The organism is Micromonospora echinaurantiaca, assembly GCF_900090235.1.
GTDB classification, from domain to species: Bacteria; Actinomycetota; Actinomycetes; order Mycobacteriales; family Micromonosporaceae; genus Micromonospora; species Micromonospora echinaurantiaca.
This window is the reverse complement of record NZ_LT607750.1, coordinates 3,942,213-3,967,171: the sequence shown is the minus strand read 5'-3', so window position 1 is coordinate 3,967,171 and position 24,959 is coordinate 3,942,213. Positions and strand designations below refer to the sequence as shown.

Sequence of the window (24,959 nt, the reverse complement as noted above, 5' to 3'; positions counted from 1 at the left end):
CTGGCGCCGACCGCACATCCAAGCGAACTTCTGGGGACTCGCGTGGAGCAGAACATCGAGGACGGCGCGGACCCTCCGGTCCTGTTGCTGGTCGGATCCAGCGGCGGGCACCTGGCCCAGCTGCTGGCCCTGCGCCCCTGGTACGAGCGCTGGCCCCGCTGCTGGGTCACCTTCGACACGCCCGAGGCGGTGTCCCTGCTCGCCGGTGAGGAAGTCGTGCCGGCGTACCACCCGACCACCCGCAACGTGCCGAACCTGCTGCGCAACGCGATCCTGGCCCGGCGGGTGCTGCGCCGCCGGCGGGTCGCCGCGGTGGTGACCACCGGCGCCGGGGTGGCCGTCCCGTTCGTCGTGCTGGCCTGGCTGCGCCGCATCCCGACCGTCTACATCGAGGTGTACGACCGGATCGACTCCCCGACGCTCACCGCCCGGCTCTGCCGCCCGTTCCTGTCCGCGATGCTCGTGCAGTGGGAGGAGCAGCGCCGGCAGTACCCGGAGGCGACCGTCGTGGGGACGCTGCTGTGAGCGGGGCCGCCGACGCGGCGCCGGCGCGCCGGTTGGCCCCCGGCCCGGCGGAGCCCCGGCCGGCGCGGCCGGTGGGCCGGGTCGAGCCGGCGCACCCGGTGCCCCGCCCCCGCGACCCGGCCGAGGTCGCCCGGATCCACCTGCTGGTCGCCGTCGGCACCGACCGGCACCCGTTCGACCGACTGGTCGACTGGCTGTGCGAGTGGCACGCCGAGGTCGCCGACCGGGTCGATCTCACCGTCCAGCACGGACACACCCGGGCGCCGGTCCGGCCCGACGCGGTGCCCTTCCTCTGCCACGACGCGTTGCAGGCCGCGATGGCCGGCTCCGACCTGGTGGTCTGCCACGGCGGCCCGGCGACCATCCTGGAGGCGCGCCGGCACGGCCACCTGCCGATCGTGGTGCCCCGCGACCCGGCTCACGGCGAGCACGTCGACGACCACCAGCAGCTGTTCTGTCGGCGGCTCGGCGCCGCCGGCATGGTGGCGCTCTGCGAGTCCCGGGAGGCGCTGCGGGGTGCGCTCGGCAGCGGCCTGGCCGACCCGGACCGGTTCGCCATCTCGGTCGACGCCGCGGCCGACGCGCAGCGGGCCGCGGTGCGGCGGGTGGGGCAGATCGTGGAGGACCTGGTGGCCGCGTCCGCGCGGCGGCGGAGCCGGGCGTGGTGGTGGGCGTGGACGCGGCCGGGGCGCGAGGGAACGCGGCGATGACCGGGCAGCCGAGCGTGAGCGTGGTGGTGCCCACCCGGGACCGCCCGGAGTTGCTGCGCGCCGCCGTCCGGGCGGTGCTCGACCAGGACCATCCAGGGCCGGTCGAGGTGCTGGTGGTCCACGACCAGTCCGAGCCGGACCACACGCTGGCCGACCTGGGCCGGCCCGGCCGACCGGTCCGGGTGCTCCGCAACCGGCGCACCCCGGGGCTGGCCGGCGCACGCAACACGGGCACGCTGGCCGCCGCGGGGGAGCTGATCGCGTTCTGCGACGACGACGACGAGTGGCTGCCCGGCAAGCTGCGGGCCCAGGTCGGGGCGCTGGCCGCGACGCCGGGCGCGGAGTTCGCGTGCTGCGGCATCCGGGTCAGCTACGACGGGCGGACCGTCGACCGGTCGCTGCCCCGCGACGCGGTCACCCTTCCCGACCTGCTCCGCGACCGGATGACCGAGCTGCACCCGTCGACGTTCCTGATCCGGGCGGCCGCGCTGCGCGACGGGTTCGGGCTGGTCGACGAGGAGATCCCGGGCAGCTACGCGGAGGACTACGAGTTCCTCCTCCGGGCCGCCCGCAGCGCTCCGCTGGTCAACGTGCGCACCCCGTACGTGCTGGTCCGCTGGCACCGGCGGTCCTACTTCGCGCAGCGCTGGGACACCATCGCCGAGGCGTTGCAGTGGCTGCTGGCCCGCTATCCCGAGTTCGGCAGCCAGCCGGCCGGGGAGGCCCGGGTCGCCGGGCAGATCGCCTTCGCCCGGGCTGCCGCCGGCGACCGGGGCGCGGCCGTGCGTTGGGCCCGCCGGACCCTGCGTCGCAACCCGCGCGAGCCGCGCGCCTACCTCGCCCTGGCCGTGGCCGGGCGGATGGTGCGGGCCGACGCGGTGCTGCGCACGCTGCACCGACGCGGCCGGGGGATCTGACGCCGCCCGGCCGCCTCCCGCCGGCGCGCCGACCGGACCCGGGCCAACGGTCGTCGGCGGAGCCACCCAGACCCGGGCGAACCTCCTCGGGGGCCCGCCCAGACTCAGCAGGAGAGGACCTCCGATGGCACTTCACTCGCTCAGGTTCCGGCTGGTCGACTCGCCGACCCCGCTCGGCGCGAAGCGACGGGCACGCCGCGCCGCCTGGCTGTCGCACACCTTCCCGAATCTCGCCGAGATGACCGTGCTGGACCTGGGCGGACGGGTGGAGAGCTGGGCCGGGGTGCCGGTCCGACCGGCCCGCGTGCACGTGGTCAACCTCGAACCGCTGCCGGCGGCACTGCCCGACTGGGCGGAGGCGGACCACGCCGACGCCTGCGAGCTGCCCGAACGCATCCTGAACCGCCGGTACGACCTGGTCTTCAGCAACAGCGTGCTGGAGCACGTGGGCGGGCACGAGCGCCGCCGGCGGATGGCCGAGGCGATCCGCGCGCTGGCGCCGGCGTACTGGGTGCAGACGCCGTACCGGTACTTCCCGATCGAGCCGCACTGGGTGGCGCCCGGCATGCAGTTCCTGCCGGTCTCGGCGCGGGTGGTGGTGGCCCGGCGGTGGCCGCTGGCCTACACGCCGGGCAAGTCCTACGAGGCGGCGATGCGGCAGGTGCTGACCACGGAACTGATCGGCCGGGCCGAGCTGCGCTACCTGTTCCCCGACGCGACCGTCCGGAACGAGCGGCTGGCGGGCCTGACCAAGTCGCTGATCGCGGTCCGCGCCTAGGCGCCGGTCCCCGGCCGGCCGCGCTCAGCGTTGCCGGTCCCGTCGCTGCGCCGACGCCTGCCGCAGCCGCTCGTACCAGGCCGGCGTGGTGGCCGGATCGAAGATCCGGGAGATCGCCAGATCGGTCGAGGAGTGCGCGACGATCGACAGCACGACGGTCAGCGCCACCAGGTGGAAGACCTCGTCCCCGGCCGGGATGCCGGCCTCCAGCACCAGCAGCCCGTAGACCACCGAGGCGAAGCCCTTCGGGCCGAACCACATCGCGGCGAACTGCTCGGTGCGGCTCAGGTGCGAGCCGAGGAACGACACGGCCAGGGCCACCGGCCGGGCCACCACGATGGCGAGCACCGCGAAGATCCAACCCGTCCAGGCGATCTCCCCGAGGAACTCGAACGAGATCAGCGCGCCGAAGACCAGCAGGGCGACCAGTTTGAACAGCTCCGCGATCAGCTCGCCGAAGTGCTCGAAGCTCTCCCGCTGCCGCTCGCCGAAGGTGGCCACGGTGACACCGGCGGCGAACGCGGCGAGGAACAGGTTGGCGTGCGTGACCTGGCCGAGCGCCAGCACCAGCAGGCCGATCGCCACGCCGTTGAGCGGCTCGTACTGGGTGGAGGCGGAGAAGAAGCGCCGGCGCTCCAGCCACAGCGCCAGCCACGGCACCGCGACCCCGATCACCAGGCCGAGCAGCAGCTCCATGCCCAACTCGTCCAGGTGCAGGTCGTCGGAGCCGGCCGCCACGGCCAGGAACAGGATGACGAAGGGCAGCGCCAGGCCGTCGTTGACGCCGGACTCGACGTTGAGCAGGTGCCGCAGCCGGCCGGGCACCCGCTCGTTGCCGACCAGCGCGGCCGCGAAGACCGGGTCGGTGGGGGCGAGGATCGCCCCGATCAGCAGGGCCTCCGGCCAGTCCAGGCCCGCCACGTAGTGCGCCAGCAGGGCCGTGATCAGCAGGGTCAGCGGCAGGCCCCAGCCCAGCGCCCGACCGGGCAGCCGCCAGGCCGACCGCAGGTCGGCCCAGCCGACCCGCATGCCGTCGGTGAAGAGCACGGTGAACAGCGCCAGTTCGGCCAGCGTCGACACGATCGGAGCGTCGGCGGTGATGTCCAGTACCCCGGTGGTCTCCGGGCCCAGCACGAAGCCAGCGACCAGGAACAGCACTGCGGTGGAGAGGATGCTCCGGTGCGCCAGGCTGGAGAGCAGGACGGCGAGCAGCAGGACGGCCGCGAACGCGAAGAGCAGCACCGGTGACTCCCGAACGAAGGGTCGACGAAGGATCTGCCGACCAGACTTCCCGGCGCGCCGCCATGATCGTACGGGTTCACCGCAAGAGGCGGTGCCCGTGGTGGCCGCGGGGGACGGCGCCGTCCGCTGGGCGGGACGCGCCGGGCGCGCCGCCGTGGCGAGCACCGGGCGTGACAGACTGGGCGCTGTGTTGCGCTGGTTGACTGCAGGTGAGTCGCACGGTCCCGCCCTCGTCGCGCTGCTGGAGGGGGTGCCCGCCGGGGTCGAGGTGACCACCGGCGAGATCGCCGGCGAGCTGGCCCGGCGCCGGCTCGGCTACGGCCGGGGCGCCCGGATGTCCTTCGAGCAGGACGAGGTCGAGATCATCGGCGGGCTCCGGCACGGGGCCACCCTGGGCAGCCCGGTGGCCATCCGGGTGGGCAACTCCGAGTGGCCCAAGTGGCAGACGGTGATGGCCGCCGACCCGGTCGACGCGGAGGAGTTGGCCGGGCAGGCCCGCAACGCGCCGCTGACCCGGCCCCGGCCCGGCCACGCCGACCTGGCCGGCATGCAGAAGTACGGCCACACCGACGCCCGGCCGATCCTGGAGCGGGCCAGCGCCCGGGAGACCGCCGCCCGGGTCGCCGTCGGCACCGTCGCCAAGGCGCTGGTGCGGCAGGCGCTCGGCGTCGAGATCGTCTCGCACGTGGTCGAGCTGGGCCCGGTCGCGGTGAAGCCGGGGCTGCGCCCCCGCCCCGAGGACGCCGCCCGGATCGACGCCGACCCGCTGCGCTGCCTCGACCCGGAGGCCAGCGCCCGGATGGTGGCCGAGGTCGACGCCGCGAAGAAGGCCGCCGACACGCTCGGCGGCGTGGTCGAGGTGCTGGCGTACGGGGTGCCGCCGGGGCTGGGCAGCCACGTGCAGTGGGACCGCAAGCTGGACGCCCGGCTGGCCGCCGCGCTGATGTCCATCCAGGCGATCAAGGGCGTCGAGATCGGCGACGGCTGGCAGCAGGCCCGCTCCCGCGGCTCGGAGGCGCACGACGAGATCATCCCCACCGCCACCGGCGTGCGACGGGTAACCGACCGGGCCGGCGGGCTGGAGGGCGGCATCACCACCGGCGAGCCGTTGCGGGTGAAGGCCGCGATGAAGCCGATCTCCTCGCTGAACCGGGCCCTGGCCACCGTGGACGTCACCACCGGCGAGCCGGCCACCGCGATCAACCAGCGGTCGGACGTCGCCGCGGTGCCCGCCGCCGCGGTGGTCGCCGAGGCGATGGTGGCCCTGGTGCTGGCCGAGGCGGCCGTGGAGAAGTTCGGCGGCGACTCGGTCGCCGAGATGCGCCGCAACCTCGCCGGCTACCTCGACGCTTTGGTGATCCGGTGAGCGCGAGGAGTGCAGCGGAGCGGAGCCCCGCAGTCGCGAACGAAGGGCGGTTCCGGTGAGTGGGTCGACGCGGCCGGTCTGCGTGCTGGTCGGTGCGCCCGGCTCGGGCAAGACCACCGTCGGCCGGGCGCTCGCCGACGCCCTCGGGGTCGAGTTCCGGGACACCGACGCCGACATCGAGCGGCTCGCCGGCAAGCCGATCCCGGAGATCTTCATCGACGAGGGGGAGGCGCACTTCCGTACCCTCGAACGGGCGGCGGTGGCGGCGGGGCTGGCCTCCTGTTCCGGGGTGCTCGCCCTCGGCGGCGGCGCGGTCCTCGCCGAGGAGAACCGCGCCGCGCTGGTCGGGCACCCGGTGGTGCACCTCTCGGTCGAGCTGCCGGACGCGGTGAAGCGGGTCGGGCTCGGCGCCGGCCGGCCGTTGCTGGCGCTCAACCCGCGGGCCACCCTCAAGCACCTGATGGAGCAGCGCCGCCCGCTCTACGCCGAGGTGGCCACCGCGACGGTGGTCACCGACGGGCGGAGCCCGGAGGAGATCGCCGCCGAGATCGTCGCGTTGCTCAAGCGCTGACCGGCGGTCGCCGGCCCGCCGGGCGGGCCGGCGCCGGCGCGGGTCAGCCGCGGGCGATCGTGTCGAGCACCGTGGCGAGGCCCTTCGGTTCGCTGAGCATCGGCCAGTGCCCGGTGGGCAGGGCGTGCAGTTGGCCACCGGCCAGCCCGGCGAAGAACGGGTGTCCCTGCGCGATCATCTCCTCCACCATCGGCAGCGGGAACGTGCTGGCGACCAACGCGGTCGGCACCGCCCGCCCGCCGGTGCGCCGGACCTTGTCGGTGGCGGCCCGCAGCGGGTGCGCGGTGGCCCGGGTCCGCAGCAGCGCGAGCGCCGCGTCGTCCAGGCCGGCAAGGTTCTCCGGGTCGGCGGCCGGGTCCCAGGCGGGCGGCGGCAGCAGGTGCCCGTCGCCGACCTGCGCACGCAGCCGCTCCTGCTCCTCCGGCGGGTTGAAGTCGAACTGGGACGTGCCGTCGGGCATCGGCCCGCTCTCCACGTAGACCACCCGGGCGATCCGGTCCGGGATCCGGTCCGCGGCCTGGGTCACCGGCAGGCCGCCGCCGGAGTGCCCGACCAGCAGCACATCGCGCTGGTCCTCCACCTCGATCAGCCGGACGATGTCGGTGGTGTGCGTCTCCAGGCCCACCTCCGGCCCGGCCAGGTGGGCCCGTTCGGCCACCCCGGTCAGCGTCACCGGGTAGACCTCGTGGCCCTGGCCGCGCAGCGTGGCGGCCACCTCCCGCCACGCCCAACCACCCAGCCAGAACCCCGGCACCAACACGAACGTCGCCATCTGGATCTCCCTCTCTCGTCGCTCCCGGATACCGTACGATCAAATCCGGACGACTTCCGCCCGGTTTAAAGGAGTGTCCCGTGTCACATCCCGCCGGTCGGGTGCTCGGGCTGCTGGAGCTGTTGCAGAGCCACCACCGGCTGACCGGCGTCGAGCTCGCCGCCCGCCTCGGCGTCGACGAGCGGACCGTGCGCCGCTACGCCACCACCCTGGCCGAGCTCGGCATCCCGGTGACCGCCGACCGGGGCCGCTATGGCGGCTACCGGCTGCGCCCCGGCTACAAGCTCCCGCCGCTGATGCTCACCGACGACGAGGCGGTGGCCGTGCTGCTCGGCCTGGTCGCCGCCGAACGGCTCGGGCTGGGCACCGAGGAACCGGCCACCGCCACCGCCCTGGCCAAGATCCGCCGGGTGCTGCCACCAGCGCTCGCCGACCGGCTGGCGGCCGTGCAGGAGCACCTCGGCTTCACCCTGCGCCGCGCCGACCCCGCCGTCCGGCCGGCCACCGGGACGCTGCTCACCCTGGCAGCGGCGGCCCGGCAGCGGCGCCGGGTGCGGCTGGACTACCGCTCCTTCGCCGGCGCCGCGTCGCGCCGCCGGCTGGACCCGTACGGGCTGGTCTTCCACGCCGGCCGCTGGTACGTCACCGGTCACGACCACCTCCGCGGCGAGGTGCGCACCTTCCGGCTGGACCGGATCGGCGAGGTGGTGACCGAGGCGGAGACCTTCGAGGTGCCGGCCGGGTTCGACCCGGTGGCCCAGGTGACCCGCTCGCTGGCCGGGGTGCCGTACGCGCACGACGTCGAGGTGCTGCTGGAGACCGATCCGGACACCGCCCGACGCCGGATCCCGCCCAGCGTGGGCGAGCTGACCCCGACCGCCGACGGGGTGCTGCTGCGTACCCGGGCGGAGCGGCTGGACGGGATGGCCCAGCTGCTCGCCGGGCTGGGCTGGCCGTTCACCGTGCTGCGGCCGGACGCGCTGCGGGACGCGGTGGCCGAGCACGCCCGCCGGCTGGCCGATTGGGCCGGGCGGTCAGCCGGCTGAGGCCGGCAGGGCAGCGGTGCCGGGCGTCGGCTCGTCGGCCTGCCGCGCGCGCCGCGGCTCCGGCCGCCAGGTGACCAGCAGCGCCAGGGCGAGCAGGAGCTCGGCCAGGTCACCGCCGTAGTACATGACCGTCGCGGCGGCGCGCAGTTCGGCCGCCGGGGCGGTGACGTCGACCAGCAGGCCGGCGTGGAGGAGCTGGGCGAGGGTGGCGTGCCCGGCCACCGCCACGCCCAGAACCACCAGCCGGACCGGCACCCGCGGGCGCTGCGGACCCGGGTCTGGGCCGGCGATCGCCCAGGTGAAGAGGTAGCCGCTGAGCAGGAAGTGCAGCAGCACCAGGTGGTGCAGGACCGGGTTGGTGAGGGTGGCCCGGTACAACGGGGTCAGGTACAGCACGTAGAGCCCGCCCACGGTCAGCGCCAGGCCGGTCACCGGGTGGGTGAGCACGCCCACCGCCGGGCGGCGCAGCAGGCGGACGACCGCGCGTCCGGTGCGCCGGTCGGCGACCCGCAGCGCCAGGCTGGCCGGCGCGCCGAGCACCAGCCCGAGCGGCGCGAGCATGCCCAGCAGCAGGTGCTGCCACATGTGCGCGGCGAGGCCGTGGCCGGGCAGCGCCAGCGCGACGGCGGCCGCCGCCGTGCCCGCGCCGAAGCTCGCCGTCCGCCAGTGGCTCCACCCGGGGCGGTCGGCGGCCCGCTCGCGCAGGGCCGCGGCCAGGTAGCTCCAGAAGAGCAGCGGCGGTACGAGCAGCAGCGGCCCGACGGCGAGCCCGTGACCGGCGTGCTCGGGGCTCATCGCCGGTTGTCGGCGCAGAGGTCCACCACCGTGCCCCGCCGCTGCACCAGCCAGCCGAGCACGATCAGCGCCAGCCCGAGGGCCAGGAAGCCGAGGTCCCACCAGAGCTGGTGCGGGCCGGTGCGGACGTGGTGGATGCCGAGCAGGTGGTGGTCGACGATCCCCTCGACCAGGTTGAACAGGCCCCAGCCGATCAGTGCCCAGCCCCACAGCACCGGCGAGCGCCACAGCCGGCCCCGGGAGCGGGTGACCCGGGAGTACAGCATGGCCAGGCCGGCGAGCACGGCCACCCAGGTCACCACGTGGAAGATGCCGTCCCAGAGGGTGTTCATCTCCAGTCCCGGGACGGTGTCCACCGGGTACGGCCGGATGCCGACGTTGTCCGTGTCGGTGCTGCTGAGCAGGTGGTGCCACTGGAGCACCTGGTGCAGCAGGATGCCGTCGACGAAGCCGCCCAGCCCGACGCCGAGGACGGTGGCGGGCAGCCGGATGTCGGCGCCGTCCAGGGTGGTTCTCGCCATCGGGCACCTCCGTGGGTCCGGTTGGGCACTCGTTGCCCGCCGCGAACCGGACTAAACGCGCGGACGAATCGGCGGCCACCTGGTGGACAGCCGGGGCCGGCGGCCGGGTGGCTCGACTAGGCTGCCGGCGATGGACGAGGTGACCCGGATCCCGGTCGGCGGCGAGCGCCCGTACGACGTACTGGTGGGACGCGACCTGCTCGATCCGCCGCCGCGGCTGCTGCCTGGCGCGACCCGGGTGGCCCTGCTGTACGCGCCCCCGCTCAAGGCGCTGGCCGACGCGCTCGGTGAGCGGCTGCGCGCCGCCGGCGTGCGGCCGCTGCCGATCGAGGTGCCGGACGCCGAGGCGGCCAAGCGGGTCGAGGTGGCCGCCGCCTGCTGGGACCGGCTGGGCGAGGCCGGGTTCACCCGGGACGACGGGGTGATCGGGATCGGCGGCGGCGCGGTCACCGACCTGGCCGGCTTCGTCGCGGCCTGCTGGCTGCGGGGGGTCCGCTGGGTGCCGGTGGCCACCTCGCTGCTCGGCATGGTCGACGCCGCGGTGGGTGGCAAGACCGGGATCAACACGGCGGCCGGCAAGAACCTGGTCGGCGCCTTCCACCCGCCGGCCGGGGTGATCTGCGACCTGTCCACCCTGGACAGCCTGCCGCCGGCCGAGCTGGCCGCCGGGATGGCCGAGGTGGTCAAGTGCGGGTTCATCGCCGACCCGGTGATCCTGGAACTCGTGGAGCGGGACCCGGCGACCGCCGTCGACCCGACCGGCCCGGTGGCCCGCGAGCTGATCGAGCGGGCGGTCCGGGTCAAGGCCGACGTGGTCTCCGGCGACCTGCGCGAGTCCGGGGTGCGCGAGGTGCTCAACTACGGCCACACCCTGGCCCACGCCATCGAGAAGGTGGAGGGCTACCGCTGGCGGCACGGGCACGCGGTCGCCGTCGGCCTGGTCTACGCCGGCGAGCTGGCCCGGCTCGCCGGCCGGCTCGACGAGGCCACCGCCCGGCGGCACCGCTCCGCCGTGGCGGCGCTCGGTCTGCCCACCGGCTACCGGGCGGACGCCTGGCCGGAGCTGCTGGCGACGATGCGGGTGGACAAGAAGGCCCGGGGCGACAAGCTGCGCTTCGTGGTGCTGGACGGGCTGGCCCGCCCGGCGATCCTCGAGGGCCCCGACGACGAGCTGCTGCACGCCGCCTACCGCGAGGTCTCCCGATGAAGGTGTACGTGCTGAACGGGCCGAACCTGGGGCGGCTCGGCACCCGCGAGCCGGAGGTCTACGGGGCCACCACCTACGCCGACCTGGTGGCGCTCTGCGAGGCGACCGGCCGGGACCTGGGCCTGGATGTGACGGTCCGGCAGACCGACGCCGAGCACGAGCTGCTTGGCTGGCTGCACGCGGCCGCCGCCGAGGGTGCCGCCGTGGTGCTCAACCCGGCCGCCTGGTCGCACTACTCGTACGCGGTCCGGGACGCGTGCTCGATGCTGCGCGGGCCGCTGATCGAGGTGCACATCTCCAACATCCACGCCCGGGAGGAGTTCCGGCACCACTCGGTGGTCTCCGCGGTGGCCACCGGGGTGATCTGCGGCCTGGGCGTGGACGGCTACCGCCTGGCCCTGCACCACCTGGCCAGTCGCCTCGGCTGACGGAGCGGGCCGCTCCGGCCGGGCGGCGCGGCTGTGGGCGGACACCGTCGGTGAGCTTGGCCATGCGGCGCTGCCGGGCCGCGGGCGAGGGCCGCGGGCGGGGCTGCGGGCCGGCGGGCGGCAGCGGGCGACGGCGGTCGGCGCAGCTAGTAGACTTTCCAGGTCTGTCCGCCAATTGATGATCAAGGCAGGAAATGGCCACCACCAACGACCTGAAGAACGGCCTGGTACTCAACCTCGACGGGGAACTCTGGTCCGTCGTCGAGTTCCAGCACGTCAAGCCCGGTAAGGGTGGTGCGTTCGTGCGTACCACGCTGAAGAACGTGCTCTCCGGCAAGGTCGTCGACAAGACCTTCAACGCGGGCACCAAGGTCGAGACCGCGACCGTCGACAAGCGCACCATGCAGTATCTCTACGCCGACGGCGAGGACTACGTCTTCATGGATCTGGAGACCTTCGACCAGATCACCGTGCCCGGCGGCACCGTGGGCGAGGCGGCCAACTACCTGCTGCCCGAGGCCGAGGCGACGGTGGCCACCCACGAGAGCGTCCCGCTCTACGTGGAACTGCCCACCAGCGTCGTGCTCGAGATCACCTACACCGAGCCGGGCCTGCAGGGCGACCGCTCCACCGGCGGCAACAAGCCGGCCACCGTCGAGACCGGCGCGACCGTGCAGGTGCCGCTCTTCATCACCACCGGCGAGAAGATCAAGGTCGACACCCGCGACGGCCGTTACCTCGGCCGCGCCTGATGGCCGAGGGTCCCAAACAGCAGATGCCGGCGCGCCGCAAGGCGCGCAAGCGGGCACTGGACGTGCTCTACGAGGCCGACCTGCGTGACCGGCCGCCGGTGGAGGTGCTCGCGGGCTACCTCGAGCGGATCGAGAAGCCCCGGCCGGAGCACCTCGGCTACGCGGTGAGCCTGGTCGAGGGCGTCGCCGACCACCTCGACCGGATCGACGAGCTGATCGCCAGCTACGCCGAGGGCTGGACGCTCGACCGGATGCCGGCGGTCGACCGCAACCTGGCCCGGATCGCCGTCTACGAGCTGCTCTACGTCGACGAGATCGACGACCCGGTGGCGATCAGCGAGGCGGTGGAGCTGGCCCGGCAGATGTCGACCGACGACTCGCCGCGCTTCCTCAACGGTCTGCTCGGCCGGATCGCCGAGTACGCCACCCGCTGAGCGCGGCCGGTCCGCCGCCCGCGTAGAGCGACACCGACCACGAAAGGGCCCGTGCCGGACGGCACGGGCCCTTTCGGTGCGACAGCGGTCAGGAGGCGAAGAACGCCCGCGGGTCGGCGACCAGCACGCCGTGCTCGGTCAGCCGCTCGATCAGGCCGGACGGCGAGGCGTCGTAGACGATCGCCAGCGCGCGCAGGTCGTCGGCGCGGATGGAGAGCACCCGGCCGTTGTAGTCACCGCGCTGCTGCTGGATGGCACGGGCGTACCGGGCGACGTAGGCCAGGTCCTCCGAGGCCTCGTCGTAGAGCCGCTCCAGGTCCAGGACGATCTTGCTGGTCGGCTCGTGGCGCACCCCGCTGCCGTCGGGCAGCAGCTCCGAGACGGGAACTCGGTAGAAGTCGGCCAGCTCGGCCAGCCGGGACACCGTGACGGCCCGGTCGCCGCGCTCGTACGAGCCGACCACCACCGCCTTCCACCGCCCGTTCGACTTCTCCTCCACCCCCTGCAGGGACAGGCCCTGCTGCTGGCGGATGGAGCGCAGGCGGGCGCCCAGCGACTTGGCGTATTCAGAGGGCATTCGGACACTCCCAGTGCTGCTCGGGGTTCTCCCAGCTATCGCTACGGAGCGTGACGGTACGGGGATTGCGACACCTGGTCAAGTGGTCGTGACCTTCCCGTTGGGTACGCCGGGGGAGTTATCCCCATTTCGCCGGGCTGACCAGGTGCTCAGTGGCCGCCGGCGGTCCGGCCCGTGACCACTGGTAACGTGGCTGGAGCCCGCGCCGGGCCGGACCCGGTCCGGCGTGTGGATCCGACGTCCTTTAACGACCCGTCCCGTGAGGCGGGGAAGGAGGTCCGCCGTGGCCTACCCACCGGCTGCCCAGTCGCCGACCGCCCGACAACCCTCGGTGAAGGTGATCCTCACCAGCGCCGACGTCCAGCGGGTGGTCGACCGGATCGCCCACCAGATCCTGGAGAAGACCCAGGGCGCCGCCGACACCGTCCTGCTCGGCATACCCACCCGGGGCGCCCCGCTCGCGAAGCGCCTGGCCGCCCGGATCAGCACCTTCGAGGACGTGACCGTCCCGGTCGGCGTGCTGGACATCACCCTCTACCGCGACGACCTGCGCCGGCACGCCACCCGCGCGGTCGGCCCCACCCAGCTGCCGGCCGGCGGCATCGACGGCAAGCGGGTCGTCCTCGTCGACGACGTGCTCTTCTCCGGCCGTACCGTGCGGGCCGCCCTGGACGCGCTCAACGACGTCGGCCGCCCCGCCTCGGTGCAGCTCGCCGTCCTGGTCGACCGCGGCCACCGGGAGCTGCCGATCCGCGCCGACTACGTCGGCAAGAACATTCCGACCTCGCTCGCCGAGAGCGTCAAGGTCACCCTCGCCGAGACCGACGGCGCCGACGAGGTCAAGCTGTACGGGGGGACCCCCGCGTGATCAGGCACCTGCTCTCCGGCGGCGACCTGGACGCCGCCACCGCCACCCAGATCCTGGACACCGCCGCCGAGATGGCCACCGTCGCCGGCCGCGAGGTCAAGAAGCTCCCCGCGTTGCGCGGCCGGACCGTGGTCAACCTCTTCTACGAGGACTCCACCCGGACCCGGATCTCGTTCGAGGCGGCGGCGAAGCGGCTCAGCGCCGACGTGATCAACTTTTCCGCCAAGGGGTCCAGCGTCGCCAAGGGCGAGAGCCTGAAGGACACCGCGCTGACCCTGCAGGCGATGGGCGCCGACGCGGTGGTGGTGCGCCACCCCGCCTCCGGCGCCGCGCACCGGCTCGCCAACTGGGTCGACGGCTCGGTGGTCAACGCCGGCGACGGCACCCACGAACACCCCACCCAGGCGCTGCTGGACGCGTACACCATGCGGGCCCGGCTGGGCCGGCTGGCCGGCCTGTCGGTCGCGGTGGTCGGGGACGTGCTGCACAGCCGGGTGGCCCGCTCCAACGTGCTGCTGCTGTCCACCCTCGGCGCCAAGGTGACCCTGGTCGGGCCGCCGACGCTGATCCCGGTCGACATCGCGCAGGCGCTCGCGCCCGGCACCGGGGTCTGCTACGACCTGGACACCGTGCTGCCCACCTCCGACGTGGTGATGATGCTGCGGGTGCAGCGCGAGCGCATGAACGACTCCTACTTCCCGTCCGCCCGCGAGTACGCCCGCCGCTACGGCCTGGACGGCCCGCGGATGCGCCGGCTGCCCGAGCACGCGATCGTCATGCACCCCGGCCCGATGAACCGGGGCATGGAGATCACGCCCGAGGTGGCCGACTCGCCCCGCTCCACCATCGTCGAACAGGTCGCCAACGGGGTCTCCGTCCGGATGGCCGTCCTCTACCTGCTGCTCGGGGGGAACAACTCATGACCGCGTACCTGGTCAAGGGGGTCAGCGTGGTGGGGGCCGCGCCGACCGACCTGCTGATCCGCGACGGCGTCGTGGCCGAGGTCGGCGCCGGCCTGACCGCCGCCGGCGCCACCGTGCTCGACGCCACCGGCCTGGTGGCCCTGCCCGGCCTGGTCGACCTGCACACCCACCTGCGCGAGCCGGGCCGGGAGGACGCCGAGACCGTCGAGTCCGGCTCGCGGGCCGCCGCCCTGGGCGGCTACACGGCGGTCTGCGCGATGGCCAACACCTCGCCAGTGGCCGACACCGCCGGCGTGGTCGAACAGGTCTGGCGGCTCGGCCGGGAGGCCGGGCTGGTCGACGTGCAGCCGATCGGCGCGGTCACCGTCGGGCTGGCCGGCGAGCGGCTGGCCGAACTCGGCGCGATGGCCGACTCGGCGGCCCGGGTGCGGATCTTCTCCGACGACGGGCACTGCGTGGCCGACCCGAAGCTGATGCGCCGGGCGCTGGAGTACGTCAAGGCGTTCGACGGGATCATCGCCCAGCACGCCGAGGAGCCCCGGCTCACCGAGGGCGCGCAGATGCACGAGGGTGAGGTCTCCACCCGGCTCGGGCTGACCGGCTGGCCGGCGGTCGCCGAGGAGGCGATCATCGCCCGGGACGTGCTGCTGGCCGAGCACGTCGGCAGCCGGCTGCACGTCTGCCACGTCTCCACCGCCGGCAGCGTCGAGGTGCTCCGGCAGGCCAAGGCCCGCGGGGTCCGGGTCACCGCCGAGGTGACCCCGCACCACCTGCTGCTCACCGACGAGCGGGCGGCGACCTACGACCCGGTCTACAAGGTCAACCCGCCGCTGCGCACCGCCGCCGACATTGCCGCGCTGCGCGCCGCGCTGGTCGACGGCGTGATCGACATCGTCGCCACCGACCACGCCCCGCACGCGGTGGAGGACAAGGAGTGCGAGTGGGCGTACGCCCGGCCGGGCATGCTCGGCCTGGAGACGGCGCTGTCCATCGCGCTCGACGTGCTCGGCCCCGAGTGGGACCTGATCGCCGAGCGGATGTCCCGCACCCCGGCCCGGATCGCCGGGCTGGAGGGGCACGGCCTCGACCCGGCGCCCGGCGTGCCGGCCAACCTGACCCTGGTCGACCCGGCCGCCCGCCGGGTGATCGAGCCGGCCGAGCTGGCCAGCCGCAGTCGCAACACCCCGTACGCCCGCATGACGCTGCCGGGTCGCATCGTGGCGACCTTCCTGCGCGGCGAGCCGACGGTCCTGGACGGAAAGGCTGTCAAGTGACCCGCAGACGATCGGCGATCCTCGTTCTCGAGGACGGACGGACCTTCCACGGCGAGGCGTACGGCAGCGTCGGGGAGACCTTCGGCGAGGCGGTCTTCAACACCGGCATGACCGGCTACCAGGAGACCCTGACCGACCCGTCCTACCACCGGCAGGTGGTGGTGCAGACCGCCCCGCACATCGGCAACACCGGCGTCAACGGCGAGGACGACGAGTCCGACCGGATCTGGGTGGCCGGCTACGTGGTGCGTGACCCGGCCCGGATCGGCTCCAACTGGCGGGCCACCGGCGGGCTGGAGGACCGGCTCGCCACCGAGGGCGTGGTCGGCATCAGCGGGCTGGACACCCGGGCGCTGACCCGGCACCTGCGCGAGCGCGGCGCGATGCGGGTCGGCGTCTCCAGCGTGGAGACCGACCCGCGGGCGCTGCTGGCCCGGGTGCGGCAGTCGCCGCCGATGGTCGGCGCGGACCTCTCCGCCGAGGTGACCACCGCCAAGCCGTACGTGGTCGCGGCCGAGGGCGAGCAGCGGTACACGGTGGCCGCGCTGGACCTGGGTATCAAGCGCAACGTGCCGCGCCGGCTGGCCGCGCGCGGGGTCACCACGCACGTGCTGCCCGCCGGCTCCACCATCGACGACCTGCTGGCCACCGGCGCCGACGCGGTCTTCTTCTCGCCCGGCCCGGGCGACCCGGCCACCGCCGACGGCCCGGTCGCGCTGGCCCGGGAGGTGCTGCGCCGCGAGATCCCGCTGTTCGGCATCTGCTTCGGCAGCCAGATCCTCGGCCGGGCGCTGGGCTTCGGCACCTACAAGCTCGGCTACGGCCACCGGGGGATCAACCAGCCGGTGCTCGACCGGGCCACCGGCAAGGTCGAGGTGACCAGCCACAACCACGGCTTCGCCGTCGAGGTGCCGGGGGCACGGCAGGGCGCTGTCGTACCCGACCAGGTGATCGAGACCGAGTTCGGTGGCGTCCAGGTCAGTCACGTCTGCCTCAATGACAACGTGGTCGAGGGGCTGCGGGCGAAGGACGTGCCCGCCTTCACCGTCCAGTACCACCCGGAGGCGGCGGCCGGCCCGCACGACGCGGACTACCTGTTCGACCGCTTCGCCGAACTCATCGAGGGGCGCACCGATGCCTAAGCGGACCGATCTCAAGCACGTCCTGGTGATCGGCTCCGGGCCGATCGTGATCGGGCAGGCCTGCGAGTTCGACTACTCCGGCACCCAGGCCTGCCGGGTGCTGCGCGCCGAGGGCATCCGGGTCAGCCTGGTCAACTCGAACCCGGCGACGATCATGACCGACCCGGAGTTCGCCGACGCCACGTACGTCGAGCCGATCACCCCGGAGTTCGTCGAGCTGGTGATCGCCAAGGAGCGGCCGGACGCGATCCTGCCCACCCTGGGCGGGCAGACCGCGTTGAACACGGCGGTCGCCCTGCACGAGTCCGGCGTGCTGGAGAAGTACGGCGTCGAGCTGATCGGCGCGAACATCGAGGCGATCAACCGCGGCGAGGACCGGCAGCTGTTCAAGGACATCGTGGCCAAGGCCGGGGTCCGGCTGGGCGTCGACGACCCGGCCGGGCTGGTGCCCCGGTCCCGGGTCTGCCACTCGATGGAAGAGGTCGAGGCGACCGTCGCCGAGCTGGGCCTGCCGGTGGTGATCCGGCCGTCGTTCACCATGGGCGGCCTCGGCTCCGGCATGGCGCACACCCCGGAGGAGCTGGCCCGGATCGCCGGGGCCGGCCTGGCCGCGAGCCCGGTGCACGAGGTGCTCATCGAGGAGAGCGTGCTCGGCTGGAAGGAGTACGAGCTCGAACTGATGCGTGACCGCCACGACAACGTGGTGGTGGTCTGCTCGATCGAGAACCTGGACCCGATGGGCGTGCACACCGGCGACAGCGTCACCGTCGCCCCGGCGATGACGCTGACCGACCGGGAGTACCAGCGCCTGCGCGACCTGGGCATCGCGGTGCTGCGCGAGGTCGGGGTGGACACCGGCGGCTGCAACATCCAGTTCGCGATCAACCCGGCCGACGGGCGGATCGTGGTGATCGAGATGAACCCGCGGGTGTCCCGCTCCTCGGCGCTGGCGTCCAAGGCGACCGGCTTCCCGATCGCGAAGATCGCCGCGAAGCTGGCCATCGGCTACACCCTGGACGAGATCCCCAACGACATCACCCTGAAGACCCCGGCGGCGTTCGAGCCGACGCTGGACTACGTGGTGGTGAAGATCCCGCGGTTCGCGTTCGAGAAGTTCCCCGGCGCCGACCCGGAGCTGACCACCACCATGAAGTCGGTCGGCGAGGCGATGAGCCTGGGCCGCAACTTCACCGAGGCGCTGAACAAGGCGATGCGCTCGATGGAGACCGCGGCGGGCGGGTTCTGGACCCGGCCCGACCCGGCCGGTGCGACGAAGGAGAACACCCTCGCCGCGCTGCGGATGCCGCACGACGGCCGGCTCTACACGGTCGAGCGGGCGCTGCGGCTGGGCGCGTCGATCGCCGAGGTCGCCACCGCCTCCGGCGGCATCGACCCGTGGTTCCTGGACCAGATCGCCGCCCTGGTCGAGCTGCGCGCCGAGATCGTCGCCGCGCCGGTGCTCGACGCCGACCTGCTGCGCCGGGCGAAGCGGGCCGGGCTGTCCGACCGGCAGCTGGCGGCGCTGCGTCCGGAACTGGCGGCCGAGGACGGGGTACGCACACTGCGGCACCGGCTCGACATCCGGCCGGTCTACAAGACGGTGGACACCTGCGCGGCCGAGTTCGCCGCCACCACGCCCTACCACTACTCCTCGTACGACTCCGAGACCGAGGTGGTCGGCTCGGCCCGGCCCAAGGTGATGATCCTCGGCTCCGGGCCGAACCGGATCGGGCAGGGCATCGAGTTCGACTACTCCTGTGTGCACGCGGTGATGGCGCTGCGTACCGCGCCGGTCGCCGGCGCGGCCGGGTCCGGCGGCGCCGGCTTCGAGACCGTGATGGTCAACTGCAACCCGGAGACCGTCTCCACCGACTACGACACCGCCGACCGGCTCTACTTCGAGCCGCTCACCTTCGAGGACGTGCTGGAGGTCTGGCACGCCGAGGACGCCTCCGGCAAGGCGGCCGGCGGTCCGGGCGTGATCGGGGTGATCGTGCAGCTCGGCGGGCAGACCCCGCTCGGGTTGGCGCAGCGGCTGAAGAACGCCGGGGTGCCGGTGGTCGGCACCTCCCCGGAGTCGATCCACCTGGCCGAGGAGCGGGGCGCGTTCGGCGCGGTGCTGGCCCGGGCCGGGCTGCGCGCTCCGGCGCACGGCATGGCCACCTCGTACGACGAGGCGAAGGCGATCGCCGACGAGATCGGCTACCCGGTGCTGGTGCGCCCGTCGTACGTGCTGGGCGGCCGGGGCATGGAGATCGTCTACGACGACGCCACGCTGCGCGACTACATCGGCCGGGCCACCGCGATTTCGCCGGACCATCCGGTGCTGGTGGACCGCTTCCTCGACGACGCCATCGAGATCGACGTGGACGCGCTCTGCGACGCCGACGGCGAGGTCTACCTCGGCGGGGTGATGGAGCACATCGAGGAGGCCGGCATCCACTCCGGCGACTCGTCCTGCGCGCTGCCGCCGATCACCCTGGCCGGCTCGCACCTGGCCGAGGTGCGCCGGTACACCGAGGCGATCGCCCGGGGGATCGGCGTACGCGGCCTGCTCAACGTCCAGTACGCGCTCAAGGACGACGTGCTCTACGTGCTGGAGGCGAACCCGCGGGCGTCCCGGACGGTGCCGTTCGTCTCGAAGGCCACCGCGGTGCCGCTGGCCAAGGCGGCGGCCCGGATCGCGCTCGGTGCCACCATCGCCGAACTGCGCGCCGAGGGGCTGCTCCCGGCCACCGGGGACGGCGGAACGATGCCGCCGGACGCCCCGATCGCGGTGAAGGAGGCGGTGCTGCCGTTCAAGCGGTTCCGCACCCCCACCGGCAAGGGGGTGGACTCGCTGCTCGGCCCGGAGATGAAGTCGACCGGCGAGGTGATGGGCATCGACACCGCCTTCGGGCACGCCTTCGCCAAGAGCCAGTCCGCCGCGTACGGCTCGCTGCCGACCGGCGGGAAGATCTTCGTCTCGGTGGCCAACCGGGACAAGCGCGGCATGATCTTCCCGATCAAGCGCCTGGCCGACCTGGGCTTCGAGATCGTCGCCACCACCGGCACCGCCGAGGTGCTGCGCCGGCACGGCATCGCCTGCGAGCAGATCCGCAAGCACTACGAGGCGGGCGCGGGCGAGGACGCGGTGTCGCTGATCGTCGGCGGTGACGTGGCACTGGTGATCAATACGCCGCAGGGTTCCGGCGCCAGCGCCCGCTCGGACGGCTACGAGATCCGCAGCGCGGCGGTCACCGCCGACATCCCGTGCATCACCACGGTGCCCGGCGCGGCCGCCGCGGTGATGGGCATCGAGGCGCGGATCCGCGGCGACATGCAGGTCCGCCCGCTCCAGGAGCTGCACGCCGCCCTGCGGGCCGAGCAGTGATCTTCGAGCGGGTGGTGCGGCCGGGGCTGTTCCGGATCGGGGGCGGGGACGCCGAGGCGGCGCACGAGTGGACGCTGCGCCGGCTGGCCGGCCTCTCCGGCCGGCCGGCGGCGCTGGCCGCGCTGCGCGCCCGGTACGCCGTCGCGGCGCCGCGCACGGTGTTCGGCGTCGAGTTCCCCAACCCGGTCGGGCTGGCCGCTGGGATGGACAAGAACGGCGTCGCGCTGTCCGCCTGGCCGGCGCTCGGCTTCGGCTTCGTGGAGGTCGGCACGGTCACCGCGCACCCGCAGCCGGGCAATCCCCGGCCCCGGCTGTTCCGGCTGCGCGACAGCGAGGCCGTGGTCAACCGGATGGGCTTCAACAACGCCGGCGCGGAGGCCCTCGCCGCCCGGCTGGCGGCGCTGCCCCGGCCGCTGGGCGTGCCGCTGGGCATCTCGCTGGGCAAGTCCAAGGTGACCCCGCTGGACGGGGCGGTGGCGGACTACCAGGCCTCCTACCGGGCGCTGCGCGGGCACGGTGACTACTTCGCTGTCAACGTCTCCTCGCCGAACACCCCCGGCCTGCGGGCGTTGCAGGACCGGGCGCACCTGGACGCGCTGCTCGCGGCGCTGGTGGGGGAGAAGCCGGTGCTGGTGAAGATCGCCCCGGACCTGACCGAGCCGGCCATCGCGGAGTTGCTGGAGGTCTGCCTGGCCCGGGGCGCCGCCGGGGTGATCGCCACCAACACCACCCTGGCCCGGGACGGGCTGGCCCCGGCGGATCGGGCGCGGGGCGCGGAGGCCGGCGGGCTCTCCGGCCGGCCGCTCGCCGACCGGGCCCGGCAGGTGGTCGGCTTCGTGCACCGCGAGACCGGTGGCCGGCTGCCGATCGTCGGCGTCGGCGGCATCGTCGACCCGGACGGCGCGGCCCGGATGTTCGACGCCGGCGCCAGCCTGGTCCAGCTCTACACCGGCTTCATCTACCGCGGCCCGGCCCTGGTCCGCGCCGCCGCCCGCGCGTCGGCCGCCGCCCCGGCCCCGGCCGGGACCGCGAGCCGGTGAGCCGCCGTCCCGGCGGCGTCCGACCGGGCGCGGCGGAGTCGGCCGGCCGGGCCCGGCGGGCGGCGGGACCGACCGGGCGGAACCCGCGCGAGGTCGGGACCACTGGCAGCGCGTTCGACGAGGCTACGAGGGAGCGCACGTGACACCCGAGGAGATCCTGGCCGGGGACCGGGCGCACGTGTGGCATCCGTATGCGGCGCTCCCGCCGGCCAGCCCGCCCTACGTGGTCGAGGGCGCGGAGGGGGTGCGGCTGCGGCTGGCGGACGGGCGGGAACTCGTCGACGGGATGTCGTCGTGGTGGGCGGCGATCCACGGCTACCGGCACCCGGTGCTGGACGCGGCGGTGACCGACCAGCTCGGCCGGATGAGCCACGTGATGTTCGGCGGGCTCACCCACGCCCCGGCGGTACGGCTGGCGCAGACCCTGGTCGAGCTGGCCCCGGACGGGTTGGAACACGTCTTCCTCTGCGACTCGGGCTCGGTGAGCGTCGAGGTCGCGGTGAAGATGTGCCTGCAGTACCAGCGGGCCACCGGCCGGCCGGAGCGCCGCCGGCTGGGCACCTGGCGGGGCGGCTACCACGGCGACACGTTCCACCCGATGAGCGTCTGCGACCCCGAGGGCGGCATGCACCACCTCTGGGGCGACGTGCTGCCCCGCCAGGTCTTCGCCCCAGCGCCGCCGGGGGGGTTCGACACCCCGCCCGACCCGACCTACGAGGCGGCGCTGGTCGACGCGGTCGAGCGGCACGCCCACGAACTGGCCGCGGTGATCGTCGAGCCGGTGGTCCAGGGCGCCGGCGGGATGCGCTTCCACCACCCGCACTACCTGCGGGTGCTGCGCGAGGTGACCCGGGAGCACGGGGTGCTGCTGGTCTTCGACGAGATCGCCACCGGCTTCGGCCGGACCGGCACCATGTTCGCCGCCGAGCACGCCGGGGTGGCGCCGGACGTGATGTGCGTGGGCAAGGCGCTCACCGGCGGCTACCTCACCCTGGCCGCCGCGCTGTGCACCTCGGAGATCGCCCGGGGCATCTCGGCGGCCGGCGTGCTGGCGCACGGCCCGACGTTCATGGGCAACCCGCTGGCCTGTGCGGTCGCCAACGCTTCCATCGGGCTGCTGCGGGCCGGAGACTGGGCGGGGCAGGTGGCGAGGCTCCAGGCGGGGCTGCGGGCCGGCCTGGAGCCGCTGCGCGGCGCGCCGGGGGTGGTTGACGTGCGGGTGCTGGGCGGGATCGGCGTGGTGCAACTGGACCACGAGGTGGACCTGCCCGCCGCCACCGTCGCCGCGGCGGAGCGGGGCGTCTGGCTGCGCCCGTTCCGCGACCTGGTCTACACCATGCCGCCGTACGTCACCGACGACGCCGACCTGGCCCGGATCGCGGCCGGCGTGGCGGCGGCGGTGGCGGCCGGCTGAGCCCGGTCCGGGAACCCACGGCCGGGTACGCGGGCGGCCGACGCGGCCCGCGCGAGGAGCGAGGAGAGGACGACACGTGGAGACTTTCGGCGCCCGCCTGCACCGGGCCGTGACCGAACGGGGCCCGCTCTGCGTGGGCATCGACCCGCACCCGGGGCTGCTGGCCCGCTGGGGGCTGCCCGACGACGTCACCGGGCTCGACCGGTTCGCCCGGACCGTCGTGGAAGCGCTCGGTGACCGGGTTGCGGTGATCAAGCCCCAGTCGGCCTTCTTCGAGCGGTTCGGCGCGCGCGGGGTCGAAATTCTTGAGTCAACTATCCGACAGTTACGGGATTCCGGCTCGCTCGTTCTGCTTGACGTCAAGCGCGGGGACATCGGCTCGACGGTCGCCGCGTACGCCGCCGCGTACCTCGACCCATCCAGCCCCTTGTATGTCGACGCGGTCACCGCCAGCCCGTATCTCGGCGTCGGTTCGCTCGCTCCGATGTTCGAGCTGGCCGCCGCGCACGGCGGTGGAGTCTTCGTGCTGGCGCTCACCTCCAACCCCGAGGGGGCCGCCGTGCAGCGCGCCCGCGCGGCCGACGGGCGGACCGTGGCGCAGACCGTGATCGACGAGATTTCCCAGCTCAACGCGGGTGCGGAGCCGCTCGGCAGCTTCGGTCTGGTGGTCGGGGCGACCATCGGCGACACCGGTCACGACCTGTCCGCGGTGAACGGTCCGCTGCTCTCGCCGGGCCTCGGCGCGCAGGGCGCCACCCCGGCCGACCTGCGCCTGGTCTTCGGCTCCAGCCTGCCCACGGTGCTGCCCTCGTACTCCCGGGAGGTGCTGGGCGCGGGCCCCGACGTCGACGCGCTGCGGGCCGCCGCGGACCGGGCGCTGGCCGACTGCCGGGCCGCCCTGGCTGCCCGTTGACTGACTGACGGGTCGGTCACTTTGTGGTGATCATGGCGCGCCCACGTTGCCGAAAGCTCCGTTGACCGCTAGTTTTCCCCGCGCTGGGAACCACGGACCCCTTGGTTCACAGCGACACCACGTTTCACAGATGCGGCGGTGCGTCCCGCCCGTCGCGATAGGGACCTGAGGAGAACTGGTGCCGCTCCCGTCACTGACCCCCGAGCAGCGCGCAGCCGCGCTCGAGAAGGCTGCGGAGATCCGCAAGGCCCGCGCTGAGCTGAAGGAGCAGCTCAAGCAGGGCAAGACCACCCTCGGAGCCGTCCTTGAGCGGGCCGAGTCCGACGACGTCGTCGGCAAGCTCAAGGTGTCCGCCGTCCTGCAGGCGATGCCGGGTATCGGCAAGATCCGGGCCACCCAGATCATGGAGAAGCTCAAGATCGCCGACAGCCGTCGCCTGCGCGGTCTCGGCGAGCAGCAGCGCAAGGCACTGCTTGGAGAGTTCTCCGCCAACTGAGCGTGGCGGCGTGTAGAAACAAGCAGTGAGCACGGAAGGTGAGGCGCGCCCGGCGGCTCGGCTCACTGTCCTGGCCGGACCTTCGGGCACCGGCCGGGAGAGTGTCGTCGAGCTGGTCCGGGCGCGTTCTCCCGCCGTGTGGACGCCGGTGCCGGCCACCACCCGCCCACCCCGCGCGGGCGAACGGCCCGGCACCGACCGGCTCTTCTGCGACCCGGTCGAGTTCGACCGGATGGCCGCCGCCGGCGAGCTGCTGGAGTGGAGCCGGATCGGCCCGTACGCGCGCGGCACGCCCGCGGCGCAGGTACGCGCCCGGCTGGCCGCCGGGCAGCCGGTGCTGCTCCCGCTCGACCTGCCCGGCGCGATCGGCGTCCGGGCAGTGCTTCCCGACGCCCGCCTGGTCCTGCTCGTGCCGCCCGGATTCCAGCCGGCGCCGGCCACCCTGGCGGAGACCGACGCCGTCGTGGTGCACGACCTGACCGAGCGGGCGGTCACCGAGCTGGTAGGCTTGCTCGGTTCTTCATTACCGGCTCCGGCCCGGTCGCCGCTGAGCGGTCGGGCGACGTAGCCGCGTCCGAGCGGTTCTCCAGACGCAGAGGTTAATTCGTGGGATCCATCGCCACCAACCCCGAGGGCATCACCAACCCGCCGATCGACGAGCTCCTCGAGAAGACGACGTCGAAGTACGCCCTGGTCATCTTCGCCGCCAAGCGCGCGCGGCAGGTCAACGCCTACTACAGCCAGCTCGGCGAGGGCCTGCTGGAGTACGTCGGCCCGCTGGTCGAGACCACCCCGCAGGAGAAGCCGCTCTCCATCGCCATGCGCGAGATCAACGCGGGCCTGCTCACCGCCGAGCCGACCGACCAGCCGTAACC

Annotated in this window: 27 protein-coding genes; 22 read left to right on the top strand and 5 right to left on the bottom strand. The window is 73.9% G+C overall.

Translation table 11 applies throughout. The features are described 5' to 3' along the window. Positions 1 to 42 precede the first annotated feature (42 nt). From GA0070609_RS17810 to GA0070609_RS17795, 4 genes are all read left to right on the top strand, one after another. Positions 43 to 525: a glycosyltransferase family protein gene (locus tag GA0070609_RS17810; protein WP_088994817.1), complete on the top strand. Its 483-nt coding sequence runs from the start codon at positions 43 to 45 to the stop codon at positions 523 to 525. Between the two features lie 98 nt (positions 526 to 623). Next, positions 624 to 1,235, top strand: coding sequence for a glycosyltransferase (locus GA0070609_RS17805; protein ID WP_231928890.1), 612 nt, complete (start codon positions 624 to 626; stop codon positions 1,233 to 1,235). Then, complete coding sequence (locus GA0070609_RS17800) at positions 1,232 to 2,152, top strand: glycosyltransferase family 2 protein (RefSeq protein ID WP_088997806.1); 921 nt, start codon at positions 1,232 to 1,234, stop codon at positions 2,150 to 2,152. Before GA0070609_RS17805 ends, GA0070609_RS17800 begins: the two co-directional genes overlap by 4 nt. 124 nt (positions 2,153 to 2,276) lie before the next feature. Continuing rightward, a complete protein-coding gene (locus GA0070609_RS17795; protein WP_088994816.1) occupies positions 2,277 to 2,930 on the top strand; it encodes a class I SAM-dependent methyltransferase in 654 nt (217 codons plus the stop codon). Positions 2,931 to 2,954: 24 nt separating this feature from the next. Here GA0070609_RS17795 and GA0070609_RS17790 read toward each other — a convergent pair whose 3' ends face one another. Then, positions 2,955 to 4,172, bottom strand: a complete 1,218-nt coding sequence (locus tag GA0070609_RS17790) for a cation:proton antiporter (protein WP_172899360.1) — start codon at positions 4,170 to 4,172, stop codon at positions 2,955 to 2,957. A 187-nt stretch (positions 4,173 to 4,359) separates the two neighbouring features. Between GA0070609_RS17790 and aroC the strand changes: the two genes are divergently transcribed. Both aroC and GA0070609_RS17780 read left to right on the top strand, forming a co-directional pair. Further along, entirely contained in the window at positions 4,360 to 5,538 is a 1,179-nt protein-coding gene (gene aroC, locus GA0070609_RS17785; protein WP_088994815.1) for a chorismate synthase, read from the top strand. A 55-nt stretch (positions 5,539 to 5,593) separates the two neighbouring features. Next, positions 5,594 to 6,109: a shikimate kinase gene (locus GA0070609_RS17780; protein ID WP_088994814.1), complete on the top strand. Its 516-nt coding sequence runs from the start codon at positions 5,594 to 5,596 to the stop codon at positions 6,107 to 6,109. 43 nt (positions 6,110 to 6,152) lie between these two features. On the opposite strand, the gene GA0070609_RS17775 is transcribed toward GA0070609_RS17780, so the two are convergent. Continuing rightward, on the bottom strand, positions 6,153 to 6,881 hold the full coding sequence (locus tag GA0070609_RS17775; protein WP_088994813.1) for an alpha/beta fold hydrolase: 729 nt from the start codon (positions 6,879 to 6,881) through the stop codon (positions 6,153 to 6,155). Positions 6,882 to 6,961: 80 nt separating this feature from the next. On the opposite strand from GA0070609_RS17775, the gene GA0070609_RS17770 reads away from it, so the two are divergent. Then, entirely contained in the window at positions 6,962 to 7,927 is a 966-nt protein-coding gene (locus tag GA0070609_RS17770) for a helix-turn-helix transcriptional regulator (protein ID WP_088994812.1), read from the top strand. Here GA0070609_RS17770 and GA0070609_RS17765 read toward each other — a convergent pair. Both GA0070609_RS17765 and GA0070609_RS17760 read right to left on the bottom strand, forming a co-directional pair. Further along, the gene (locus GA0070609_RS17765) at positions 7,916 to 8,722 is read right to left on the bottom strand and encodes a cytochrome c oxidase assembly protein (protein ID WP_088994811.1); all 807 of its coding nucleotides are present in this window, start codon (positions 8,720 to 8,722) and stop codon (positions 7,916 to 7,918) included. The genes GA0070609_RS17770 and GA0070609_RS17765 overlap by 12 nt on opposite strands. Next, the gene (locus GA0070609_RS17760; protein WP_088994810.1) at positions 8,719 to 9,243 is read right to left on the bottom strand and encodes a DUF2243 domain-containing protein; all 525 of its coding nucleotides are present in this window, start codon (positions 9,241 to 9,243) and stop codon (positions 8,719 to 8,721) included. The genes GA0070609_RS17765 and GA0070609_RS17760 overlap by 4 nt, the downstream gene beginning before the upstream one ends. 130 nt (positions 9,244 to 9,373) lie before the next feature. On the opposite strand from GA0070609_RS17760, the gene aroB reads away from it, so the two are divergent. From aroB to nusB, 4 genes are all read left to right on the top strand, one after another. Further along, positions 9,374 to 10,450 (top strand): 3-dehydroquinate synthase, encoded by a 1,077-nt coding sequence (gene aroB, locus GA0070609_RS17755; protein ID WP_088994809.1) that lies wholly within the window; start codon positions 9,374 to 9,376, stop codon positions 10,448 to 10,450. After that, positions 10,447 to 10,878 carry a type II 3-dehydroquinate dehydratase gene (gene aroQ / locus GA0070609_RS17750; RefSeq protein ID WP_088994808.1) on the top strand — a complete coding sequence of 144 codons (432 nt, stop codon included), beginning with the start codon at positions 10,447 to 10,449 and terminating at the stop codon, positions 10,876 to 10,878. The genes aroB and aroQ overlap by 4 nt, the downstream gene beginning before the upstream one ends. A 194-nt stretch (positions 10,879 to 11,072) precedes the next feature. Then, positions 11,073 to 11,630, top strand: a complete 558-nt coding sequence (efp, locus tag GA0070609_RS17745; RefSeq protein ID WP_088994807.1) for an elongation factor P — start codon at positions 11,073 to 11,075, stop codon at positions 11,628 to 11,630. A 23-nt stretch (positions 11,631 to 11,653) separates the two neighbouring features. After that, the gene (gene nusB / locus GA0070609_RS17740; RefSeq protein ID WP_172899525.1) at positions 11,654 to 12,064 is read left to right on the top strand and encodes a transcription antitermination factor NusB; all 411 of its coding nucleotides are present in this window, start codon (positions 11,654 to 11,656) and stop codon (positions 12,062 to 12,064) included. Positions 12,065 to 12,152: 88 nt separating this feature from the next. On the opposite strand, the gene bldD is transcribed toward nusB, so the two are convergent. Continuing rightward, entirely contained in the window at positions 12,153 to 12,641 is a 489-nt protein-coding gene (gene bldD / locus GA0070609_RS17735) for a transcriptional regulator BldD (RefSeq protein WP_013285505.1), read from the bottom strand. Positions 12,642 to 12,924: 283 nt separating this feature from the next. On the opposite strand from bldD, the gene pyrR reads away from it, so the two are divergent. The 11 genes from pyrR (at position 12,925) to rpoZ (ending at position 24,957) form a co-directional block, all read left to right on the top strand. Continuing rightward, on the top strand, positions 12,925 to 13,509 hold the full coding sequence (pyrR, locus tag GA0070609_RS17730) for a bifunctional pyr operon transcriptional regulator/uracil phosphoribosyltransferase PyrR (RefSeq protein ID WP_088994805.1): 585 nt from the start codon (positions 12,925 to 12,927) through the stop codon (positions 13,507 to 13,509). After that, on the top strand, positions 13,506 to 14,432 hold the full coding sequence (locus tag GA0070609_RS17725; protein WP_088994804.1) for an aspartate carbamoyltransferase catalytic subunit: 927 nt from the start codon (positions 13,506 to 13,508) through the stop codon (positions 14,430 to 14,432). The genes pyrR and GA0070609_RS17725 overlap by 4 nt, the downstream gene beginning before the upstream one ends. Further along, a complete protein-coding gene (locus GA0070609_RS17720; protein WP_088994803.1) occupies positions 14,429 to 15,706 on the top strand; it encodes a dihydroorotase in 1,278 nt (425 codons plus the stop codon). Before GA0070609_RS17725 ends, GA0070609_RS17720 begins: the two co-directional genes overlap by 4 nt. Further along, positions 15,703 to 16,848 (top strand): glutamine-hydrolyzing carbamoyl-phosphate synthase small subunit, encoded by a 1,146-nt coding sequence (carA, locus tag GA0070609_RS17715; RefSeq protein WP_088994802.1) that lies wholly within the window; start codon positions 15,703 to 15,705, stop codon positions 16,846 to 16,848. The genes GA0070609_RS17720 and carA overlap by 4 nt, the downstream gene beginning before the upstream one ends. Then, a complete protein-coding gene (carB, locus tag GA0070609_RS17710; RefSeq protein WP_088994801.1) occupies positions 16,841 to 20,221 on the top strand; it encodes a carbamoyl-phosphate synthase large subunit in 3,381 nt (1,126 codons plus the stop codon). Before carA ends, carB begins: the two co-directional genes overlap by 8 nt. Then, entirely contained in the window at positions 20,218 to 21,261 is a 1,044-nt protein-coding gene (locus GA0070609_RS17705) for a quinone-dependent dihydroorotate dehydrogenase (protein WP_088994800.1), read from the top strand. The genes carB and GA0070609_RS17705 overlap by 4 nt, the downstream gene beginning before the upstream one ends. A gap of 139 nt (positions 21,262 to 21,400) precedes the next feature. After that, positions 21,401 to 22,675, top strand: coding sequence for an adenosylmethionine--8-amino-7-oxononanoate transaminase (locus GA0070609_RS17700; RefSeq protein WP_088994799.1), 1,275 nt, complete (start codon positions 21,401 to 21,403; stop codon positions 22,673 to 22,675). Between the two features lie 76 nt (positions 22,676 to 22,751). Further along, positions 22,752 to 23,588, top strand: coding sequence for an orotidine-5'-phosphate decarboxylase (pyrF, locus tag GA0070609_RS17695; protein ID WP_088994798.1), 837 nt, complete (start codon positions 22,752 to 22,754; stop codon positions 23,586 to 23,588). Positions 23,589 to 23,766: 178 nt separating this feature from the next. After that, on the top strand, positions 23,767 to 24,084 hold the full coding sequence (gene mihF / locus GA0070609_RS17690; RefSeq protein WP_088994797.1) for an integration host factor, actinobacterial type: 318 nt from the start codon (positions 23,767 to 23,769) through the stop codon (positions 24,082 to 24,084). Positions 24,085 to 24,109: 25 nt separating this feature from the next. After that, positions 24,110 to 24,652, top strand: a complete 543-nt coding sequence (locus GA0070609_RS17685; protein WP_088994796.1) for a nucleoside/nucleotide kinase family protein — start codon at positions 24,110 to 24,112, stop codon at positions 24,650 to 24,652. Between the two features lie 38 nt (positions 24,653 to 24,690). Then, positions 24,691 to 24,957, top strand: coding sequence for a DNA-directed RNA polymerase subunit omega (gene rpoZ / locus GA0070609_RS17680; protein ID WP_013285517.1), 267 nt, complete (start codon positions 24,691 to 24,693; stop codon positions 24,955 to 24,957). Positions 24,958 to 24,959: the final 2 nt, after the last annotated feature.

Bases quoted from the DNA above. Each gene is read 5' to 3' on its own strand.
- GA0070609_RS17775 (WP_088994813.1), bottom strand. From the start codon at position 6,881: ATGGCGACGTTCGTGTTGGTGCCGGGGTTCTGGCTGGGTGGTTGGGCG.
- aroB (WP_088994809.1), top strand. From the start codon at position 9,374: ATGGACGAGGTGACCCGGATCCCGGTCGGCGGCGAGCGCCCGTACGAC.
- carB (WP_088994801.1), top strand. From the start codon at position 16,841: ATGCCTAAGCGGACCGATCTCAAGCACGTCCTGGTGATCGGCTCCGGG.
- bldD (WP_013285505.1), bottom strand. From the start codon at position 12,641: ATGCCCTCTGAATACGCCAAGTCGCTGGGCGCCCGCCTGCGCTCCATC.
- GA0070609_RS17720 (WP_088994803.1), top strand. From the start codon at position 14,429: ATGACCGCGTACCTGGTCAAGGGGGTCAGCGTGGTGGGGGCCGCGCCG.
- nusB (WP_172899525.1), top strand. From the start codon at position 11,654: ATGCCGGCGCGCCGCAAGGCGCGCAAGCGGGCACTGGACGTGCTCTAC.
- aroQ (WP_088994808.1), top strand. From the start codon at position 10,447: ATGAAGGTGTACGTGCTGAACGGGCCGAACCTGGGGCGGCTCGGCACC.
- efp (WP_088994807.1), top strand. From the start codon at position 11,073: ATGGCCACCACCAACGACCTGAAGAACGGCCTGGTACTCAACCTCGAC.
- GA0070609_RS17765 (WP_088994811.1), bottom strand. From the start codon at position 8,722: ATGAGCCCCGAGCACGCCGGTCACGGGCTCGCCGTCGGGCCGCTGCTG.
- GA0070609_RS17800 (WP_088997806.1), top strand. From the start codon at position 1,232: ATGACCGGGCAGCCGAGCGTGAGCGTGGTGGTGCCCACCCGGGACCGC.
- GA0070609_RS17795 (WP_088994816.1), top strand. From the start codon at position 2,277: ATGGCACTTCACTCGCTCAGGTTCCGGCTGGTCGACTCGCCGACCCCG.
- GA0070609_RS17760 (WP_088994810.1), bottom strand. From the start codon at position 9,243: ATGGCGAGAACCACCCTGGACGGCGCCGACATCCGGCTGCCCGCCACC.